Origin of the sequence: Candidatus Pantoea formicae (genome assembly GCF_011752625.1) — a bacterium.
GTDB lineage: Bacteria > Pseudomonadota > Gammaproteobacteria > Enterobacterales > Enterobacteriaceae > Pantoea > Pantoea formicae.
Window position 1 is genome coordinate 118,888 of the sequence record NZ_VWXD01000008.1, and the last position, 19,515, is coordinate 138,402.

Here is a 19,515-nt window from a genome sequence, read left to right on the forward strand (position 1 = left end):
GCATTGGCCGCACCATGGGGCAATCCCAGATGTCGAGCTTCATTAACAGTGGCAATCAGTCACGCGTTTTCACTCTGAAATCCGGCAGTACTGCCACGTTCGTGCGGCAGCTGATCCCTAGTGGGGAAGTGGACGCCAAAACTTTTGTTGATGCAAAAGTGAATGGTCGCGATCAATCTGCACTGACCGAAGAATCGGTCAAAGACATTACACGCACCATCGAACTTCAACAGTTCTTTCCAGCGATAGGCCGTATGGTCGATGGCCGTATTGAGATTATGGATGGTTCTCGCCGCCGAGCCGCATGTCTTTTTGCAGGCACTGGCCTAGAAGTTTTGGTGACCGAAGATGAAATTGATATCAGTGATGCGCGTCAGCTCGCTGCTGATATTCAAACGGCAAAAGAGCACAACCTGCGTGAATTGGGCCAACGCTTCCTGATGATGGAAGCACAGGGCATGAATAAAACAGAGATTGCCAAAGCAGAAGGGATCTCTAATGCCAAAGTGACACGTGCTTTCCAGGCTGCGTGGGTTCCAGCCGAATTCATTGAGCTCATCCCTGTGGTGTCAGACCTTAGTATCCCAGATTACAAGCTGCTGCTGGATGTTGCAGAAGAAGCGAAAGCTGAGGGAGTCGCGGTTAAAGATGTGGTCCATCAGGTCAAAGAGCGGATAAGCGAAGACCAAGCTTTGAATAAACTCGCCTCGGACGATCAGAAAACAAGGATCTTGTCGTTTTTCACCACTGCCAAAAAGCTGCTGGTGAAGCCGGTAAAAAACAAAAGTGTCACAACAGAAAAATTCGGCAGTTTTACCGATCGCGCTGCCTATGCTAAGCGTAAAACCAACGCTGAGAAGCGTCATGTGCAGTATGAGTTCCATCGCTTGCCAGCAGGCACGCTTGAAGAGATCGATCTTGCGATCAAAGCTATCCTCAACAAATCCTGAGTCTGACCCTCTTTAAATTCTGCAGATGAAAAGGGCGTGAAAATCACGCCTTTTTTTACAACATTCTCATTTATCAATTATCAGCATTGTCTTGGGTGTCTCATGTACGCTCAAAACGCACCAGAAGCGCTTTAAGCGATTTTAATCTCATACCTTCCCCAGACACGGTTAAATCAAAACTATCGCTTCAGAGCTCTTACAGGACATGATTTCAGCAATCGATACGACCACTCATTGTGCAAACAGAGAAGGGAATTAAGATCCGCTTGGACTTATACATCGCGATCCTCTTAAAGGATCGGTAAGTGAAAGCAGCAGGATCGAGGGTTTCTGGCCCTAACGATGAGATATAGCCAGTGATTATGGCTTGCCTGTTGATTTTTATCCCCTTTATCCACAGGGTCGATCCAATTATTCGATCATAATGAGATCCAATTGAGATCATAGAAGATCCCGGATCGCTGTAAGCCTTGATAATACTGGGCTGAAAGGCCCTAAGTAACCGCTATAAAGAGTAAACTAACCGCTATGGAGAGAGAAATAACCGATGAAATGAGTAAAACAACCGATGAAGAGAGTGCTCGATAACCGCTGTAGAGAGTGGAAGGTGATGCTGCCTGTGTGTAAGTGTTTCGCCTGTGCATAACATTTATGCAGAGGTTAAAAGTAGCTTTGAAAGTTCGATGACGTTTTCATCAAATCTTATCCCCATGATTCACAGGCCAGATCAATAAACAGATCATTATGAGATCAAATAAGTTCCTATTAGATCCCGGCAGCTTGTGAAGCCTTGTGTGACAAGCCTTGAGAGGGGATTGATAACCGCTATGGAGAGTAAACTAACCGCTATAGAGAGTAAATTAACCTTTATGGAGAGTAGTCTAACCGATGAAGTGAGTGCTAGTATCCGCTATAGAGAGTAAACGCGATACATCATTGTGTATAACCCGGATCCTCGAAAATGTCGGAAAATGAGCTAAAAAACAACAAGGTAGTTGAAGCCTTTTCAGAAACAGATAAGCGAACTGGCGAACTGGTTGTACTTACCCCCAACAGAGATAACACTGTTCAGCCTGTCGCTTTAATGCGATTAGGCCTGTTTGTGCCTACGTTGAAATCAACCAATAATCGCAAGAATGAGACCACGGCGGTGACGGATGTCACTAACGAGCTCAAGCTGCTGTCTCTCGTGAAATCTGAAGGTTATGAGAAGATCAGGATCATTGGTCAGCGGCTGGATATGGATAATGATTTCAAGACATGGGTTGGGATCATTCACGCGTTTGCTAAGTACAACGTCACCAACGATAAAGTCGTTCTACCTTTTGTTGAGTTCGTTAAGCTATGCGGCATCCCTTCATCACGATCCTCAGCTAAGTTGAGAGAACGGCTTGAAGCGTCACTGATCCGCATCGCATCCAATACCATACAATTTGGGACAGCGGATAAAGACGAGCTCTATGTTACGCACTTGGTGCAATCGGCTAAGTACAGCGTCAAAAAGGACACCGTTGAGCTTCAGGCCGATCCAAAACTTTTCGAGCTCTATCAATTTGACCGCAAGGTCCTGCTGCAGCTGCGAGCCATTAACGCTCTGGCGCGTAAAGAGTCTGCTCAGGCGCTCTATACCTTCATCGAGAGCTTGCCTCCAAACCCGGCTCCTATCTCAATGGCGCGACTCAGGCAGCGTTTGAATCTGACATCTCGTCCTATCACGCAAAATGCGACAGTTCGTCGTGCCATGGAGCAGTTAAAGGCTATTGGCTACCTGGATTACACCGAACTGAAGCGGGGCAACTCAGTGGTCTTCCATATCCACTATCGCCGTCCAAAGCTTAAACCTGCCGAGTTGCCGCTCAAGCTGCCCGATATCCTTGAGGATGATCTGGAGCTTGATGACACCATCGAGACCAATGAGGTTGCAGCTGTCAGCGAACCCCAGGGTGAGATGGTGATGCTGTCAAAAGCAGAACTGAAAATCCTCGAAGAAATCCGCAAAGGCAAAGTTAAGTAGCGCTTCGTGACCTAATCTGGCGTCCAATTCGATAACCACTATAGAGAGTAGTGCTCTCTATAGTGGTTGTTTGTTTCTGCGATCCTCTAGCGTTAACACCTGCCATCCTCGCACCTGACCCCATTTGTGACCCAGTAACCACTATAGAGAGTAACTATCTACTCTCTATAGTGGTTACCTGCAAATAGCCTTTCGGTTTGATCTCGTTAATGCTTCAGGCGGACACATTGCGCTGTGCGGCGCCTGAGAGAGCGGAGGATAGAGAATGCGAACCCAAGGATCTGATCTTTTACTGCAAACTTCAGGTAATAACCACTATAGAGAGTAAGCATCTACTCTCTATAGTGGTTATTTGTAGGAAGTGACGTTATCACTTCTATCTGATTGAGTTCTATGAGGAAAAACTGTGAGGGTGTTGTTCAAATTAACACCATCCGCAAGGGGTGAAATGTACAAAATTGCGTGTCGTAAGATTTAATACATATATAAATCATATGTTTATTTGAATTTCTTTTGTGGTGAGTTTTAGTTTGCTTCAGATATCCACTATAACGAGTAACCACTCACTACAGTGGATAGCGAAATTGAGAGTATTCGAGGGTTGAATGGCCATCACTGGAGCCAGCCTGCTTGCTAAGTGGGTGAAAAGGCAAGAATCACATAACCGCTATAGTGAGGAAGATCACTCTCTATAGCGGTTATCTTGTTTGTGTGATTGTCTTTTAATTTATTGATATTTAAGTATTATAATCCTATTTCAGCAATCAATAATAACCGCTATAGAGAGTAAGTCATTTCTAGCGTCTCCAAGGGCAGGTCGCCCATAGGATCCGATTAAGATCCTTTGATCATGGATCCCAAAGGTTTTGGATCAAACATCCACTGTAATGAGTACAAACAACCACTATAGAGAGTAAACGCTCTCTATAGTGGTTGTTATTAATAGACCGCCCTAGTGCTTACTAACCTACCAAGCCTTACCAGCATTGATGTTAGTGCTTACTAACATCAATGATATGTCCTTCCAACCGTTATCAGCAGATGCGAGGAATAAAGCCTGTGTCGGGACATGTCGCGGTTGTTTACTCTCTATAGTGGTTGTTTGTCGATGACGCTATGATCATCGATCCGTTAGAGATCGATGATCCACTGACTGTACTAAGGTGACAGTTCAAGGTTCTGAGCTCAAAGAGTTGAGCTGGTGAGGCGGCGGAAAAAGTAGGGCAGCCGCATAGTTAGTTACGATGACCTTTTGATCGCGCCGCGTAGTGTAAAACCCGCTAAACGGGTCAAGCCTTTCAAGATAGAAGACTTTTCAGTCGCCATGTCCAGTTCGCGCGCCGGCTCTAAATCCGTGTGCTTTAGCCCACCACGAAATAGTAAAAGCGATTGCTAACAGCAGGATGAGTACCGGCGGAAAAGCATGGGCTCCCCAGTGATCCAGCAGGATACCGCCTGTGATACCTCCGGCTGCAATCGCGCCATTCCACGCAACCACATTCAGTGAAAGAGCGATATCTGCTCCTTCGCCTGCGGTATCGGCAAGGGCTGTCTGCAGCAACGTTGCCGCTCCACCAAACGTCAGCCCCCAGACAGCGACACCGACATAAACCACGGCAGCAATCTGTGAAAACCACATAAAGGTGAGAACGACGAGAGCGAAAATAGCTAGGCTTATCAATACGCAGAGTCGCAAATGGCGATCGATTATCTTTCCGGTAATGGCAATCGCAACAAGAGCAGCGAGTCCGAATACCAGTAACAGGATATCTACCTGTGAACCTAACCCAGCTAAAGTGAGGAAGGGAGAAATGTAGGTGTAGAGAATGTTATGCGCCAGCATCCAGGCAATGACGACGCTCAGCACTGGCCGCACGCCTGGTGTGGCGAGGACATCTGAAATTGGCATACTTTCATGGCGGGAGTGGCCCGGATAATCTGGCACTTTAGCGAGTACCCATACGATTAATATCACCGTCAGCGCAGAGATGGCCATAAAAGCGCTGCGCCAGCCAATAATTCCGCCGAGCCACGTGCCAAGCGGCAGGCCGAGGGAAAGTGCTATTGGCGTGCCCACCATAGCAATTGCCATGGCTTTACCTTGCTGGTGAACAGTAACCATTCGGCGAGCATAGCCAGCAAGCAAACTCCAAGACAGCCCAGCCGCCACGCCAGCGAAGAAACGTGCTGCAAGAGTTAGCCAGTAGTGTGAGGACCATGCGGTAACTGAGTTAAAAACAAGGAAGCCGACTATTGCGAGTAACAATACAGTTCTACGACGCCAACTCCGGGTTGCCACCGTTAAAGGTATCGCAGCCAGCAACGACCCCAGTGCATATGCTGTGACGGTTTGTCCAGCAAGCGAGTTGGAAATACTAAGACCCTTTGCCATTTGCGGTAACAACCCTGCAGGCAGCGTTTCTGTAATGATGCAGATGAAACCCGTCATTGCCAGCGCGAGTAGCGCTGGAATAGGCAGCCTGTCATCGGCTTCGGCAGAACGCCGACCAACAGCATCATTTTTCGTATCGAGCGCGATGTCTTTCTCCATAAATCCTTCTGTACTTATATATCGAATGGTATGTATTTAGATGTAAGGTCGCATTGGGTCATCACTTAGCACTTCAAAATAAAAGAGATTAACCTGCTCGCTCTAATATTGTATCGATCAGTACATTATTGGGGGGAGTTTCCTTTGTCAACCTAATATGTATCGTTTAGTATATTACTGCTGCACAGGTGAACCGCGGAGAACACGAATGGCTAGCATGGGACGACCAAGAACCTTTGACCGGGATAAAGCAATTGAAGATGCCATGTATCTTTTCTGGCAGCATGGCTATGAATCTACGTCCCTGACCCAACTGAAGGCGGGGATAGGGAATGGCATCTCTGCGCCGAGTTTTTACGCTGCTTTTGGTTCCAAAGAAGATTTGTATCGTGAATGCATACAATGTTATCTGGCTTCGTATGGCCAGGTGACCAGACGACTTTGGGATAGCACTGTTTCGCCGCGTGAAGCCATGGAAACGACTCTGCAAGACTCAGCCCGAATGCAATGCGAGGTGGGTCACCCTTCAGGCTGTATGGTAGCGCTGGGCGCATTATGTGCGACTTCAGTGGAAAATACAGCCATTACTGAGCCGCTCACGCGATCTCGCGATAGAACCCGAGCGGGTATATTAACCACCATTAAGCGCGGGATTGAGGCTGGCGAGCTCAAAAAGGATGTTGACGTGAAGGCGCTGGCGGCATCTTTCAGTACATTTCTCTTTGGTCTCTCTATTCAGGCGCGTGACGGAGCGAGTATTGAAGAGCTGCTTAGTGCCATCACTCAAATCATGCAGCTGTGGGATTGTTGTAGACAGGATTAATCAGCTGGCTGTGACATGCACCCCAATGGTCCCTTCGGGTACAGGGCGGGCCCCCAGCCCGACTGTGTTGTGATTGATTAATCTGCAATTTTCGTCGCAACATCATTTAATGCGTCAATCACCGCTTTTACTGAAGGTTTTGCCGATGTCCCCTTTGGTAATGCGATTGACACCTTTCTGGTGAGGTCTGGGCTGATGTTTACGGTTGTCAGGCCATTCAGCACGCCGTCCATCTGCAGCATCAACGTGGGGAGGAGCGTGACAAGGTCGGTTTGTTTCACCAGATGCAATGAGGCTGCCGAATTCTTGTAATTCGCTATCACTTTTGGCACAACACCTGCGGCATGAAAGGCCCGAATTAAAAAAGAGTGATAATGCATAGCGGACAGGTTTAACGCCCACTTCTCGTTGGGCATTTCTTTTAAACGGATGACTTTACGCCCTGCCAGCCTGTGCGTCGCTGCCATCACCGCTACAAACTTATCGGTGCACAGTGGGAAGAAGTCGAGCTTCTCGGTGAAGGGGCCGGTATCCACCATATCGTCAATGATGGCGATATCGACCTGATTTGCCGCCGCCGCTTTAATCGCCTCTGCCGGTTCAAGCTCGACCACTGACAACGTCAGCTGTGGATAGCTGTCCGAAAGCTGCTGGAACACGCCAGGCAATATACCGACGCCCGCCGAGCCAAAGGTTGCCAGGCGGATTTCGCCCACCACTTCCGCTTTACCCTTTGCGAGCTCTGACTCCATGTCATTCACCATGCGGAACAGCTCATGGGATTGCTCTACCAGACGCTTACCCGCGGGCGTTAACTCAATTCGTTTGCCCACACGTTCAAACAATGCGGTTTCCGCTTCTTGTTCTAACTGTGCCAGCTGCTGAGAAACGGCGGGGCGGGTCAGGTGAACAGCTTCTGCGACGGCGGTAATAGTGCCCAGAACAGAGAGTTCGGAGAGCAGATGGAGGCGACCCAGATTCAGCATGACAATTCCTGTGTTTTCCTCGAGGTCGCCTCTGCCTGCGTTAAAATCAGCTCAGCAGGGTGCGGACCACGGTATTGATGAGTTGCGTCATCGCCAGATGAGATTCAAAGGGGATGCCGTCAACGTTAGCATCGGTGATACCTTCAACCGAGTTGATAAGTCCAACGTTGACGCCCCGGCGCAGCAGGCGACCTTCCATATCCGGAGTATGCAACAGACGGGCATTTTTCTCACGCGCCGCCATCGCCGCCACAATGGCGTAGCAGCCCCAGTTAGAACAGGCCGCCGCCACCAAAACGTCAGCTGGCGTGACGGCACCAATGCCACCTCCGCATTCACACGAACCTTCATTCCCAAACTTCACCGCCTGCTGCACGGCGTCATTGACCAGGCCCATGCCAATCTCGTTCCCGCCGTCCCCGACGGCAACGGTGGGAATATCCCTGCGCAGCGCTTCATCAAACACGAAGTCGATGCGGGCGCGCTCCATGCCGTAGTTGATACCCCGCATGCTGTAGTAGATACCGTTTTTGTTGCGCCCAACGCGCTCGGTCGAGAACAGCAGTGAAGGTTGACGTGAGTCCAGCAGCTCATTTGCGGCCTTAGGGGCTTCTTCATCCGTTACCGGGAAGGATTCCACGCAGACGGTGGCCAAGCTTTTGTCTTTGTTTGCCTGCACAACCTGCCAGTAAGGTAATACGGTCAGGCCCGCTTCAGTCAGGATGGCTTCCATCGGACCGCGCAGCGTTTCTTCAATTAGCACGGTACAGGTTGCGTTTCTGGCCAGCACCAGCGCGCGCACGATCGCAGCCAGACCGGCAGGGCCGTCATTCTCTCCAATGGTGGGAGAGAGCCAGGCACGTGATACTGAGCCCGTAGTCACAATCACGTTATCGCCGGGTTTTACCGCCAGTAACGCATCAGCTGCGGCGCCCACCAGCGGTTTGCCAATTTGCTCGCGCGCGCTGGCAAACAGCTGTTCAACACCGCGCCCGCCGAGATCCAGTGAAATGAGCTGGTCAAGGTGGTTATCAAATGCAGTCATGGAATTCATACGGGTTCTCCTAGAATTAATTCAGCCATGGCGTGTTTATCGCTGATAAGCAGAGCAACCTTATCCAGCGATGCATTGACGGCTTTCATGATGGCGTTTATTCCGCCCACACGGTCAATGGCGTTCGATGCCGGTTTGAGCCGTAATGAGACGCGGGCTCCGGGCTGACCATGGGTGTTAACGGTTAAAATGCCGAAGTCGCGCAGTAGCACCATACCCAGAGCTGCCGTGGCCTCGCACGGAACAATGTGGTTATCGGTGTGGGCAATGCAGGCGCGCTTGAGGATGATTTCGAGGACCTGATCTTCATGAACCATCGGCCCCAGGTCGCTGGTTTTGACGCAGTCCCCCAACAATGCACTCAGGCCAGACGCCAGTTCCTGGCCCGCTTCGGCTTCCTGGCGCAAATGATCAGGGTTGTAATGTTCCAGTGAGCGCACGACACCTGCAGTGATCGGCGCGCGTGCCTCCATACCGTATTCCGCGCCTTTTGCCGCGGCTGCCGCGATGTATTGCTTTTTACCCGCCAGAATACCGGCACGTGGGCCCGGCAGGCCTGCCTTGTCACAGTTGGTGACGGTGAGATCTGCGCCAAAGGCAAGGCTCTTGATCCCGCCATGCAGCACGGTACGCAGACGCGCGCCGTAGGCTTCATCCAGAAACACAATGATGTCGTTCCTGCGGCAGTGGGTCACAATAGCCTGGGTTATCTCATCATCCATGCGTTCAAGGCTGCTGGTAACCGTGGTGATAACCACCAGGGCAGGGCGATTAAGTTCGATGGCCGCACGCCACTGCGCGTCGCCCTGGATTTCGATGGCTTTCACCCCGGCGAGCTTTGCGCCACGGTTCACCGAAGCATGTGAACGACCTCCAGGCGGAACGACCGAGACCACTGGTTTGTCAGCAGCCAATGCGGCAATAACGGAAACAATGGCCGCGCTGGTGCGGTTAAATGTGGCAACACTGTCGCCATCACCGCCACCCAGATGATCCAGCGCCAGCTCGCTAAGGCGTTCGGCGACCAGCCCAGGGCCCACCCACTCTTCACATGCCGTGTTCAGATCTTCGGGCTTAACCAGAAAGTCACGCTGATTACCGGTGAAGATCCCAATCGAATCCGCTCCCAACTCTCTCACGCGCTTGGCCGCAACGGCCTGGCCATGGCGAAGCCGGCGACCCTCATCGGTGCTGCTGCGAATGATGCTGCCACGCGCAAAGCTGACCACTGGGTCGATTTCAAAGCCAAAGCTGTCTCTGAGAACCACGCGGTTCCCCTCTTTTTCGGTGAGTTTCATGACTATTTTCCTGCTTAATAGTGATTACAGTGAAATGCTGATAATGCTGCCGAGCATACGCGTGAAGGCCATGTGGGTTTCCAGATCGATGCCATCTACGGCTTCTTCCTGAAGTGAGGTTGCGCCATCTCTGGCACCCGCAGCCACACAAGCTGCAATAAGCGCCTTTTCGCACTCGGGTATATGTGTAAGATCCAGGCGTTTAAGTAACCATGCCAGTGCTGCTGTCACCGCGTATGCCCCCCAGTTTGAAACGGAAGCCGCCACCACTACGTCAGTTGAGGTCACGGTAATCACCCCCGACGGGAACTCACCATGAGACTTCGCGCCATAGGGATGCGCTAACGCGACCTGCTCCCTGACGGCGCCAAAACCGACTTCGTTCCCGCCATCGCCGATACCAATCGTCAGTACCTGTTTCTGGTGGGCCATATCGGCCAGCAGATACAGGTGTCCGACCTGATCCGGGGTGCGAAAATCGCCTCTGACACCATGAAAGATCCCCTCAGCGTTGGGGCCATCCCGTTCAACAAAAATGATGGACACGGGATTAAGGTCAGAAAAAATGCTTTCACACATTTTCATCCCTTCCGCTTTGCCTTTGGCGAAGGAAACACCGCTGATCGAACCCCTGCCGGTGAGCTGGCTCTGGATGACGTTGCGACAGGCTTCAACCGGCGGCAGATGGTCGTGTTCTGTGGCAATCAATACATGGCAGTCAAATCCTTCAGCAAGGGCTCTGGCGAGCGCCAGTGCGCCCGGCGGTCCATCGGTCTCACCATACGGCAGGTTGGGGGCAATCCCTGCACCGGTGGCAATGACCACCACTTTGCCCGGAGACAACACGCCGGCTAATTTCTTCGCTGCCAGCATCGCCAGCGGCTCACCGTGATGCTCACGGCATATCCGGTAAAGCTGACTGACATAGCCGGAGGGTAAGCCTTTTCCCCTGAGGGGACGCATCTCCAGCGACATCAGCTGATCGATGCGCTCTCCCACGAGCAGTTCGTGATTGGTTGGCGTCATCATTTGTTGATATCGATCTTGTAAGTTTCTTTGGTCAGGAAGATGCAGACTAGGGTGATCGCGGCGGCGGCGATAACGAACCATGACACGGCTGAGGAACTCCCAGTCGAGGTAATCAGCCAGGCCGCGATAATGGGTGTTGGTGCACTGGAAACGATGCCTGATAACTGATAGGCCGTTGACGCGCCGCTAAACCGGTACTTGGTGGGGTACTGTTCTGCGTATATCACACCGTGCAGGGAACCGGTGGATGCATGGCCTAGTCCCAGCCCCAGACTCAGTGCAATCGTGATATAGACCGGGTCGGCCGTGTTCAGCAGCTCAAAGAAAGGGAAGGCGTAAACGGCGAAGAACAATGCGCCGAAGCCATACACCACCTTGCGGCCCACTTTATCAGACAGCCAGCCAAAGACGGGCTGCATAAAGAGATCGACCGCTGCTGCAATCAGCAGGGCATTAGAGGCAACGCTGCGTGGGATATGCAGATGTTCCGTGATGTAGCTAAGGGAATAGACGGTGATCAGGAAATAGCCCACGTTTGCCACGGTCTGGAAGAAAGCCATAACGATGGTTTTCTTCTTCTCGTATTTCACGACGTTCATCAATGGCGCTTTTTCAACTTCGCCTTTGCGCGCGATCGCTTCAAACGCTTCCGGTTCACTGACCTGCAGGCGGATATACAAACCCACGGCCAGCAGGGCGAGGCTAAAGATAAACGGAATACGCCAAGCCCAGCCATAGAACTGCTCATCCGGTAGAGAAGAGACCAGCGCAAATGCACCCGCGGAAACCAGCAGACCGGCGGGTACGCCCATCTGCATGGTGCTGCCCCAAAGCCCACGGCGGCCTTTCGGCGCATGCTCAACGGACATCAGCGCTGCGCCACCCCATTCGCCGCCCAGTGCGAAGCCCTGAATGATGCGTAAGACAATAAGTAGAATCGGCCCGAGATATCCGCCTTGATCGTATGACGGCAAAAAGCCAATCGCGGCGGTACACAGGCCCATCACCATCAGGGTAAAGACCAGTAATTTCTTACGACCCATACGATCGCCAAAATGACCGATGACCATCCCGCCAATCGGGCGTACGACGAACGCGACCGAGAAGGAGATCATCGACATCAGCGTCGCCATCGCAGGTGACAGATTGGTAAAGAATACGTGCGGAAAGACCAGCGCGGCTGCCGTGCCATAGATGAAGTAGTCGTACCATTCAATGGTCGTCCCGATGAAGGATCCCCAGGCTGCTTTTACTGAAGTCCGGGAAATGGCGTCGGAACCTGTGTTGGTGTGCAATGCGTCGGCTTGAATATTCTGGCTCATGTCTTACCCCCGATGGGACGGGCACATGCAGGATGTGCCCTTTATTAGTTTTAGTTAGACGTTAATGGTTACGCTCTTCCGTGCGGTGTAACTTTCCAGGGCGCTCTCAATGGAGTACTCCGCGCCAATGCCGCTGCGTTTTGCGCCGCCGTAGGACATGCCTGGGATCTGGCCGCCTGCACGGTTAACCTGCAGCCAGCCCGCGTCGATCTGTTCTGTGACGCGGAACGCTGCGGTGACGTCTTGGGTGAACACGTAGGCGGCCAGACCGTAGACGGTGTCGTTCGCCATGCGAATCACTTCTTCTTCGGTTTCAAAAGGAATGGCCACCAGCACCGGGCCAAAGATTTCCTCTTTGCAGACGCGCCAGCTGTTATCAATGCCGGCCAGCACAACCGGAGACGGCATAAAACCTGCGGCCTGTTCCACCGGCGGCGGAACTTCACCCAGTAACACTTCCGCACCCTGATCAAACGCTTCTTTAATAAACGCGCGCACCTCGTTGTAACGCTCCGCATTGATGATGGCGCCAATGTCGGTCTGCTCATCCAGCGCATCGCCGATTTTCATTTCGCGCAGTTTTGCGACCACGCGTGGCATCACCTCATTCCAGACGCTTTTGTGCACGTACAAGCGTGAACCGGCGGTGCAGGACTGGCCCTGGCGGGCAAAGCGCATCGCTGCAATCACGCCGTTCACCGTGTTATCAAGGTGCGCCGGTGCTGCCGCGTCAGCGAAGACGATGCAAGGACTCTTGCCACCCAGTTCCAGCGTAGCCCGGCCAATGCGGTCTGCTACTGCATGTGCAACAAGCTGGCCAACTTCTAACGAACCGGTGAAAGAAACTTTTGCCACGTCATCGTGTGTGGACAGCGGTGCACCTGCATCCAGTCCGGTGCCGGTAACAATGTTAAATACGCCAGCCGGGAATATATCTGCTGCGAGTTCTGCGACTTTCAGCACCGCCAGCGGGGCATCCTCTGCGGGTTTGAGCACCAGCGTGTTGCCCGTACCCAGTGCCATACCGATTTTGACCGCAGCAAGCACCAGCGGTGAGTTCCACGGAATGATGGCACCGACCACGCCCAGCGGTTCGCGGGTGGTGTAACTGAACAGACCCGGTCCCAGCGGCAGGGTTTCCCCTTTCTGCTCGGCAATTACACCACCGTAGTAGCGCAGCACTTCCGCCGCGCTCTGCGTTTCCGGACGGCTCTGCGTACGCAATGCGTTGCCGGTTTCTGCTGCCAGCACCCGGGCGATCTCTTCACAGTTCGCCGTAATGCGGTTGCCCAGTTCGATTAGCATGGCACCACGTGCACGCGCTGCCAGACGACGCCAGGAAGGGAAGGCGGCTTTTGCGGAAGTGATTGCGCGGTCAACGTCTACGGACTGACTGGCACCGATCTTGACGATCTCGCTGCGGAAGCACGGGTTGATGACAGAAAGTGTCTGGCCTTCAACCGGTGTCTGCCATTTACCGTCAAAGAACAGGCCGGTCTGGCCGGCTGCTGGAAGGTTAAGTTTATGGTTTACGTTGCTCATTTTCTTCCCCTCAGTTTTGTGCCAGGCGCAGGTTGACCAGTTCTTCGTACAACTCATTAACGCTGGTGGAGTCCTTGCCACCCAGACCTTTCTGGCGTGCGGCGTTATAGGTCTGCATGACCAGCTGGCCCAGCGGCATGGAGTAATTTGAGAACTCTTTCAGGCACAGGGAGATGTCTTTGTGCATCAGGTCGATGGCGAAGTTGGCTGGGCGTTCTGCGGTGAACAGTGTTTTTGGCAGATAATCGAGCATCTTGCTGCCCGCCAGACCAGCGGAGAAGACTTCGCACAGCACGTTCAGATCCGCACCCGCTTTTACGCTGACGGACAACACTTCGCCCAGCGCCACGGTGTTGATAGCCGTTAACAGGTTGTGGCTCAGCTTGGTCAGCTGGCCCGCACCGGTGTCACCGCAGTGAACAATGCGTGAGGACAGCACGGACAGAACCGGACGAGCGCGCTCAATCACCTCTTCGCTGCCCCCTATCATCAGCACCAGGTTACCCGATGCGGCACCTGCCACTCCGCCGCTGACCGGCGAGTCGAGGAAGTAGACGTTTTTACGGGCGCACTGCGCGGCGATATCTTTGGTGGTCGCCGGGTCGACGGTACTGAAATCAATCACGATGGCGCCCGGAGAGACTTTGGTCAGCACACCGGTTTCGCCAACCACGGCGTCGGTGAAGGTTGCAGGTGACGGTAGACTCAGCATGATAATTTCTGCGCCTTCAGCTGCCTCAGCTGGGCTACCGGCAGCGGCCGCACCCTGCTGCTTCAGTCCATCCATCGCTGGGGCATAAGGGTCATAGACATTCAGTTCATGGCCCGCTTCCAGCAGGCGGGACGCCATGCGGGAACCCATACGACCTACACCAATAAATGCAATTTTCATCGTTACCTCACGGAGTACAGATTGCGGTGCTTTTATTCCAAAGTGCCGCGTTTTAACCAGTCAAAACTGGGGATGTTTTGACTATTGCGTGGGGTAACTGGAAAAAAAAGTGGTATATTTTTACCACTAACGAAAGAAAAACTTACTGTTCAGTGGTGGACATGAGGTTGCATTGATTTAGTGCGCTTGTAATCACGGTGTAACGGGAAGGAAACAAGTTGCGTTGCTTTTCTGCACCATTTTAGTGCGAATAGACGGTGTTTCAATTTTTTGATCGTCAGCTCATTCGGACCCCGGCTGATTCGAAGTCCAGCATAATTTATTGGCCTGCAAGTCACCTTGCACGGATCAGTTGTCGGATAAGGGGCAGGGAAGACTTTTGGTCTCATGTATAGCGAACATGGAGTTCGCGATAATTGCAGTGAAGGCAATGTGGAGTTCAGCTGATTTATGATTTGGCAACGAAGGATATTCAATTCGAGAATTGCACATCCTGCAGTTGAAGGGGGCTGATATCCGTCACTTTCGACTCGATGAATTGGGCCTTATTATCTCCTCTTTAAACCCGCAAGGGTTACATGATAGTTAACCGCTTGCGGATCCAAATCCCTTAGACGCTTATGCGCCAAATCCGCCATCAATCGTATGCATCGCGCCAGTGACAAAAGAAGCTTCCGGCCCCGCGAGCCATGTAACCATTCCGGCCACCTCTTCGGGTCTTCCGTGTCGTTTAATAGCCATAAAGCTATGCATGAGCTCTTTCATGGGGCCTTCCGCCGGATTCATATCGGTATCTACGGGGCCAGGTTGGACGATATTCACCGTGATCCCTTGCGGTCCGAAGTCTCGGGCAAGACCACGGGCTAATCCCTGCAGGGCTGATTTGCTGACGGCATAAGCGGCACCCCCAGCCATCGGCATTCGGTCACCGTTGACGGAGCCAATGACTATGATGCGGCCCCCCTCCGGCATCAGGCGGGCTGCCTCAACGGCGGCATGATAGGGTGCGTTGATATTGATGCTGAACAAACGATCGATATCATCGCTCTCCAGCTCACGCGCATCACCGAATAATGCGACGCCTGCATTGACTACCAGCACATCCAGTGGGCCGGCATTACGCACCAAATCAATCACGGCTTCGCGATCGGCGCTGTCGGCCATAACTGACTTGGTGCCAGTTTCATTCGCCAACTGCTCGGCAGACTCACGCGAACCTGCATAACTGAAAACGACTGAGGCGTCCTCGGCGGCAAAACGCCTCACTATTGCTGCCCCGATACCCCGACTACCGCCCAAAACCAGAACCGATTTGTTTGAAAATACCGCCATCAGGAAGTCCTCAATTGTATTGTAGTGACTATTACAATATTATCAGGCCAGAGATGTTGTCAAAGGATAGTGTAGTAATGACTACAAAAATAAGTCGTACTCCGGGGCGGCCACGTCAGTTTGACCCCGACAAGGCGGTTGAGATCGCGCAGGATTTGTTTCACTCAAAAGGTTTCGATGCGGTGAGCGTTGGAGATCTGACAAAGGCATTCGGTATTAATCCGCCCAGCTTTTATGCAGCCTTTGGCAGTAAGTTTGGGTTGTATAAGCTTGTACTGGAACGTTATGCATCTAATGGTGCCATTGCGGTTCAGGCATTGTTGCATAATGATCGCCCAGTCGATGAATGTCTTTCCAACGTTCTTGCAGAGGTTGCCAGACGCTATGCTGCCGACCCTGATGCGACCGGTTGTCTGGTGCTGGAAGGTGTCCATTGTGATGATGATAATGCGCGCGCGTTAGCCTGTAGTCTCCACGCTGTGGCTGAAAAGATGATCCATTCCTACATTGCTGAGCACTATCCGGAGGAAGCGGATCGGCTGACCGACTTTATGGGAACCATGATGTCTGGTCTTTCGGCCCGTTCACGACAGGGAGTCACCCCGGAGCGGCTGCAGGAATCGGCGCGCTTGGCTGGTCAGTTGTTGGCACAGCAAATCGACGCAGTGGACATAACTTAAAGGATCAACGTGGAACAAGCCACGACGCTAAAGCCCGACCTGATTGTTTTTGATATCAGAAGTCTGGGGAAGCTGGAAAGTGAGGGCACACTGGCGCTGCTGGAATAAGGGGCATTCCGGTGGTATTTATCGATTTTCGCCAGCAGCCGTTAGTTCATACCCCCGTCAGCGTGGAGGCACTTCGCAGGCTGTGCCGCTAGGGTATGAAGCGACCCGGGCCAGTACTCTACCGAAACTACAAAACTCATGCAGTGTGAAAGTGTGAGTGTGCTGCCTGTGGCGAAATCCGACCGGGTCATGGCGATTTATCATCAGTTTTACGACAGTCCTTTCAACGTGGTGGCGCTGGAAGCGATGGCCAAACTTTTTCATCCTGAGGCGTTCAGTGATGTCGATCCCCAGGCGGATTTAGCGTCGCTTTACCGAGATTTTGCGGATGTGCCCTACCGTGGGCTCTTTTACGTAACAATGCCCGTTCAAGCTGAACGGGCTTTAATTACTCATCAGAACTTCAGACTGACTCCAGCGGTGACGGAACGTCCCGGTGCCGGCTGGCGTCCCCATGGGCTGGTATCGACACCGCGGAACCAGTAATCCCGGTTAAAGATGTTGTTCATCCCCACATAGCCGTTCAGCACGGTGCGGCCTAATTTATACAAATCGCGGCTCACCTGCGCATTCCATACCCAGTACGATGGCATCTGGCCCACAGAGCCGGTGCTGTTCTCCTGAACGGTATTGGCGGCATCCGCATAGGATTTACTGAAGTAGTAGCTCGACAGTGAGAAGGTGGTATCGCGCCACTCGTAGCTGCCATCCAGCGTCAACTGCGTGCGTGATGCATACGGAACATCTTTACCGCGGTTTACACCATTACGCTGCTCCGCCTGCAGGTAAGCATAGCCAGCATGCAGTTTGAGACCTTCCACCGCCTCCGGGCTCCAGAAACCTTCCAGTTCAACGCCCTGATGGCGGGTGCGACCAATATTCAGGTAGCTATCTGACACGCTGTCATAGGAAATCTGGTCCTTGTAGTCGATACGATACAGGCCGGCATGCAGGCTGACGTTGTCCGTTGGTGTATAACGCACGCCGCTCTCATAGTTCCAGGCTAACTCTGAACTGACGTCGCCGCCTTTAACGATCTGCGTCACCTGCGCCGGACGCAGGCTTTTCTGCATATCCGCATACAGGAACCACTGTGATGTCAGCTGATAGCCCACCGTCAGGCCTGGCAGCCATTGCGTGTCGGGTGCAGAGGTGCGCTGTCCGGTGGTTTTGTCAGTATATTTTTCACTGACGTTCTCATAACGCATGCCGGGCGTAATGGTCAGGGTGTCATTGAAGAGTTTAACGGCGTTGCTGATATACCCGGCCCAGGCTTTATCGTCAAAGTCCCAGTCGCGCGTGACCGCGGTTGCGCCTGTTGCCAGGGTACGCTGGCGTACCTGGTAATCAACTTTCTCGCTGACGAAGCGACCCCCGACAATCCACTGCTGATTGACATTGTCGCCGTTGATATCCAGGCTGATGCGCGGTTCAGTCCCCCAGACTTTAAAGCTGCGAGGAGAATTCTGCACGATATCGGCGGGTAACGCTGGGTTGAAGTTCTGGCCGGGCACTTTGCTCATGCCGACGTGGAAATCACGATCCGATTCGTGGCCGAAGAACATCCAGTTAAATTCGGCGTTATCAATAAAGCCCAGCGAGCCTAACTGCTGGTTATAAACCGCACTGTAGCGTTTGGTGTGACCGTCGTAGTCATCCCATGGACGGGTGCTCTGATGGCGATCACGGTTGTAATCGGCGGTTGAGAGGGCGCCCGCGAGATCTGCGTGCGCATCATAGTACTGGTAGGAGAGGTTTAAGGTAGTGTCGTCATTGATGTTCCAGAGGCCACGCACGCGGAAGTTCTGGACTTTGCTGTCGCTGTGCTCGCGGAATGAGCTGCCTTTTACCTGGTTTGCTTCGACCTGCAAGCCAAAATCATCATTTAACATTCCACCGGTACGCATGTAGGTATCCCACAGATTGCGTCCTTTGCCGTAAAACGTGGCGCGCTCGGCAATTTCATTCTCCCATTTCAATGGGATAGGTTTGCTGATGAGATTGATGACGCCGCCCACGTTGTTGGGGCCGTATTGCACTGCTGCACCGCCGCGAACCACGTCAATGCGATCGATGGTTGAGAAGGTCACCGGGAACAGTGACATGCCTTCCTGTCCGTAAGGGGCTAACACCAGAGGAATGCCGTCCTCAAGGATCTGTGCGCGACCGCTTCGGCTGTTATACAAACCACGCACTGCAATCTGTGGCAAAACACCGGTACCGGTTTCATCCTGAATTTTGACACCCGGTACGCGCTGTAACGCATCATCCAGGGTTCGGTTAGCGCCTTTTTCTAATTGATCGTTACTGATTACCGTACGGCTGCCTGCCCAGGTTTTGACCTCTTCAGCGCGTGAATCGCCCAGAATATTTCCTGAAACTGTCATCGTCTGTTCTGCTGCATAACTGAAATTACCGGCCAGAACCATGGCCATTGCTGCGGCTATCTTTGTGCGTCTCATCTTCTGCCTTGAATATGCGTGTAAGAATTTCGTAATGATTCTGATAAACATTATCATTATCAAATAAAGCTTAACATTCCCTTGTTGAACGTAAATCTTTGTCAAGACAATAAATTTGTCGCTTCTATTCGGCTAATGGTACTTTGCGCAGTCTCATTGATATTGTTGAAAGCCAGGAATAATGCGGGATGCAGGGGAGGAGAGAACGGATGCTTTCGCTAAAACCGTAACTGTTCAAAATATATGAATATGATATTTGATTTTTTTGAAGTTGAGAGTTGCCACGGATTTTTTAGAAAATTTTGATGCCAATGAATGACCGCTGAACTTGAGGAGCTAAGGGATTAGTCGCCTCATTATATGCAGCTAGACTGAATGGCCAACAGACTGCACGCATCAAGGTTTCATCATCTCTGTATCTGAGATTAAAAAGCGTTTTTTACTATCGTAAGCGAGTTATTAATATAGTGTG

At 52.2% G+C, this 19,515-nt stretch carries 14 protein-coding genes; 4 read left to right on the forward strand and 10 right to left on the reverse strand.

What is annotated here, in order from left to right:
• Positions 1–14: 14 nt before the first annotated feature.
• Both F3J38_RS20840 and F3J38_RS20845 read left to right on the forward strand, forming a co-directional pair.
• Positions 15–950: a ParB family protein gene (locus F3J38_RS20840; protein ID WP_167141682.1), complete on the forward strand. Its 936-nt coding sequence runs from the start codon at positions 15–17 to the stop codon at positions 948–950.
• A 961-nt stretch (positions 951–1,911) separates the two neighbouring features.
• Entirely contained in the window at positions 1,912–2,964 is a 1,053-nt protein-coding gene (locus F3J38_RS20845) for a RepB family plasmid replication initiator protein (protein WP_167141542.1), read from the forward strand.
• Between the two features lie 1,315 nt (positions 2,965–4,279).
• Here F3J38_RS20845 and F3J38_RS20850 read toward each other — a convergent pair.
• Positions 4,280–5,515, reverse strand: coding sequence for an MFS transporter (locus F3J38_RS20850; RefSeq protein WP_167141544.1), 1,236 nt, complete (start codon positions 5,513–5,515; stop codon positions 4,280–4,282).
• Positions 5,516–5,723: 208 nt separating this feature from the next.
• Between F3J38_RS20850 and F3J38_RS20855 the strand changes: the two genes are divergently transcribed.
• Positions 5,724–6,338, forward strand: a complete 615-nt coding sequence (locus F3J38_RS20855; protein ID WP_167141546.1) for a TetR/AcrR family transcriptional regulator — start codon at positions 5,724–5,726, stop codon at positions 6,336–6,338.
• 77 nt (positions 6,339–6,415) lie between these two features.
• Here the strand turns inward: F3J38_RS20855 and F3J38_RS20860 are convergent, their stop codons facing one another.
• The 8 genes from F3J38_RS20860 to bdcA form a co-directional block, all read right to left on the reverse strand.
• A complete protein-coding gene (locus F3J38_RS20860; protein ID WP_084932142.1) occupies positions 6,416–7,324 on the reverse strand; it encodes a LysR family transcriptional regulator in 909 nt (302 codons plus the stop codon).
• Positions 7,325–7,370: 46 nt separating this feature from the next.
• The gene (locus tag F3J38_RS20865) at positions 7,371–8,378 is read right to left on the reverse strand and encodes a glutamate cyclase domain-containing protein (RefSeq protein WP_167141548.1); all 1,008 of its coding nucleotides are present in this window, start codon (positions 8,376–8,378) and stop codon (positions 7,371–7,373) included.
• Complete coding sequence (locus tag F3J38_RS20870; RefSeq protein WP_167141550.1) at positions 8,375–9,676, reverse strand: aminotransferase class I/II-fold pyridoxal phosphate-dependent enzyme; 1,302 nt, start codon at positions 9,674–9,676, stop codon at positions 8,375–8,377. The genes F3J38_RS20865 and F3J38_RS20870 overlap by 4 nt, the downstream gene beginning before the upstream one ends.
• 24 nt (positions 9,677–9,700) lie before the next feature.
• Positions 9,701–10,705 carry a glutamate cyclase domain-containing protein gene (locus F3J38_RS20875; RefSeq protein WP_167141552.1) on the reverse strand — a complete coding sequence of 335 codons (1,005 nt, stop codon included), beginning with the start codon at positions 10,703–10,705 and terminating at the stop codon, positions 9,701–9,703.
• Positions 10,702–12,027 carry an MFS transporter gene (locus F3J38_RS20880; protein WP_167141553.1) on the reverse strand — a complete coding sequence of 442 codons (1,326 nt, stop codon included), beginning with the start codon at positions 12,025–12,027 and terminating at the stop codon, positions 10,702–10,704. The genes F3J38_RS20875 and F3J38_RS20880 overlap by 4 nt, the downstream gene beginning before the upstream one ends.
• Before the next feature lie 54 nt (positions 12,028–12,081).
• Positions 12,082–13,569, reverse strand: coding sequence for an aldehyde dehydrogenase family protein (locus F3J38_RS20885; protein WP_167141555.1), 1,488 nt, complete (start codon positions 13,567–13,569; stop codon positions 12,082–12,084).
• Between the two features lie 10 nt (positions 13,570–13,579).
• Complete coding sequence (locus F3J38_RS20890; RefSeq protein ID WP_167141557.1) at positions 13,580–14,461, reverse strand: NAD(P)-dependent oxidoreductase; 882 nt, start codon at positions 14,459–14,461, stop codon at positions 13,580–13,582.
• Between the two features lie 618 nt (positions 14,462–15,079).
• A complete protein-coding gene (gene bdcA, locus F3J38_RS20895; protein ID WP_167141559.1) occupies positions 15,080–15,793 on the reverse strand; it encodes an SDR family oxidoreductase in 714 nt (237 codons plus the stop codon).
• A 77-nt stretch (positions 15,794–15,870) separates the two neighbouring features.
• Here bdcA and F3J38_RS20900 point away from each other — a divergent pair, with 77 nt between their 5' ends.
• Positions 15,871–16,473, forward strand: coding sequence for a TetR/AcrR family transcriptional regulator (locus F3J38_RS20900; RefSeq protein ID WP_167141561.1), 603 nt, complete (start codon positions 15,871–15,873; stop codon positions 16,471–16,473).
• A gap of 503 nt (positions 16,474–16,976) precedes the next feature.
• Here the strand turns inward: F3J38_RS20900 and F3J38_RS20910 are convergent.
• Positions 16,977–19,043: a TonB-dependent receptor family protein gene (locus tag F3J38_RS20910; protein WP_167141563.1), complete on the reverse strand. Its 2,067-nt coding sequence runs from the start codon at positions 19,041–19,043 to the stop codon at positions 16,977–16,979.
• Between the last annotated feature and the right edge of the window lie 472 nt (positions 19,044–19,515).

Bases quoted from the DNA above. Each gene is read 5' to 3' on its own strand.
- F3J38_RS20865 (WP_167141548.1), bottom strand. From the start codon at position 8,378: ATGAATTCCATGACTGCATTTGATAACCACCTTGACCAGCTCATTTCA.
- F3J38_RS20880 (WP_167141553.1), bottom strand. From the start codon at position 12,027: ATGAGCCAGAATATTCAAGCCGACGCATTGCACACCAACACAGGTTCC.
- bdcA (WP_167141559.1), bottom strand. From the start codon at position 15,793: ATGGCGGTATTTTCAAACAAATCGGTTCTGGTTTTGGGCGGTAGTCGG.
- F3J38_RS20870 (WP_167141550.1), bottom strand. From the start codon at position 9,676: ATGAAACTCACCGAAAAAGAGGGGAACCGCGTGGTTCTCAGAGACAGC.
- F3J38_RS20860 (WP_084932142.1), bottom strand. From the start codon at position 7,324: ATGCTGAATCTGGGTCGCCTCCATCTGCTCTCCGAACTCTCTGTTCTG.
- F3J38_RS20910 (WP_167141563.1), bottom strand. From the start codon at position 19,043: ATGAGACGCACAAAGATAGCCGCAGCAATGGCCATGGTTCTGGCCGGT.
- F3J38_RS20900 (WP_167141561.1), top strand. From the start codon at position 15,871: ATGACTACAAAAATAAGTCGTACTCCGGGGCGGCCACGTCAGTTTGAC.
- F3J38_RS20885 (WP_167141555.1), bottom strand. From the start codon at position 13,569: ATGAGCAACGTAAACCATAAACTTAACCTTCCAGCAGCCGGCCAGACC.
- F3J38_RS20890 (WP_167141557.1), bottom strand. From the start codon at position 14,461: ATGAAAATTGCATTTATTGGTGTAGGTCGTATGGGTTCCCGCATGGCG.
- F3J38_RS20855 (WP_167141546.1), top strand. From the start codon at position 5,724: ATGGCTAGCATGGGACGACCAAGAACCTTTGACCGGGATAAAGCAATT.
- F3J38_RS20850 (WP_167141544.1), bottom strand. From the start codon at position 5,515: ATGGAGAAAGACATCGCGCTCGATACGAAAAATGATGCTGTTGGTCGG.
- F3J38_RS20845 (WP_167141542.1), top strand. From the start codon at position 1,912: ATGTCGGAAAATGAGCTAAAAAACAACAAGGTAGTTGAAGCCTTTTCA.
- F3J38_RS20875 (WP_167141552.1), bottom strand. From the start codon at position 10,705: ATGATGACGCCAACCAATCACGAACTGCTCGTGGGAGAGCGCATCGAT.
- F3J38_RS20840 (WP_167141682.1), top strand. From the start codon at position 15: ATGGGGCAATCCCAGATGTCGAGCTTCATTAACAGTGGCAATCAGTCA.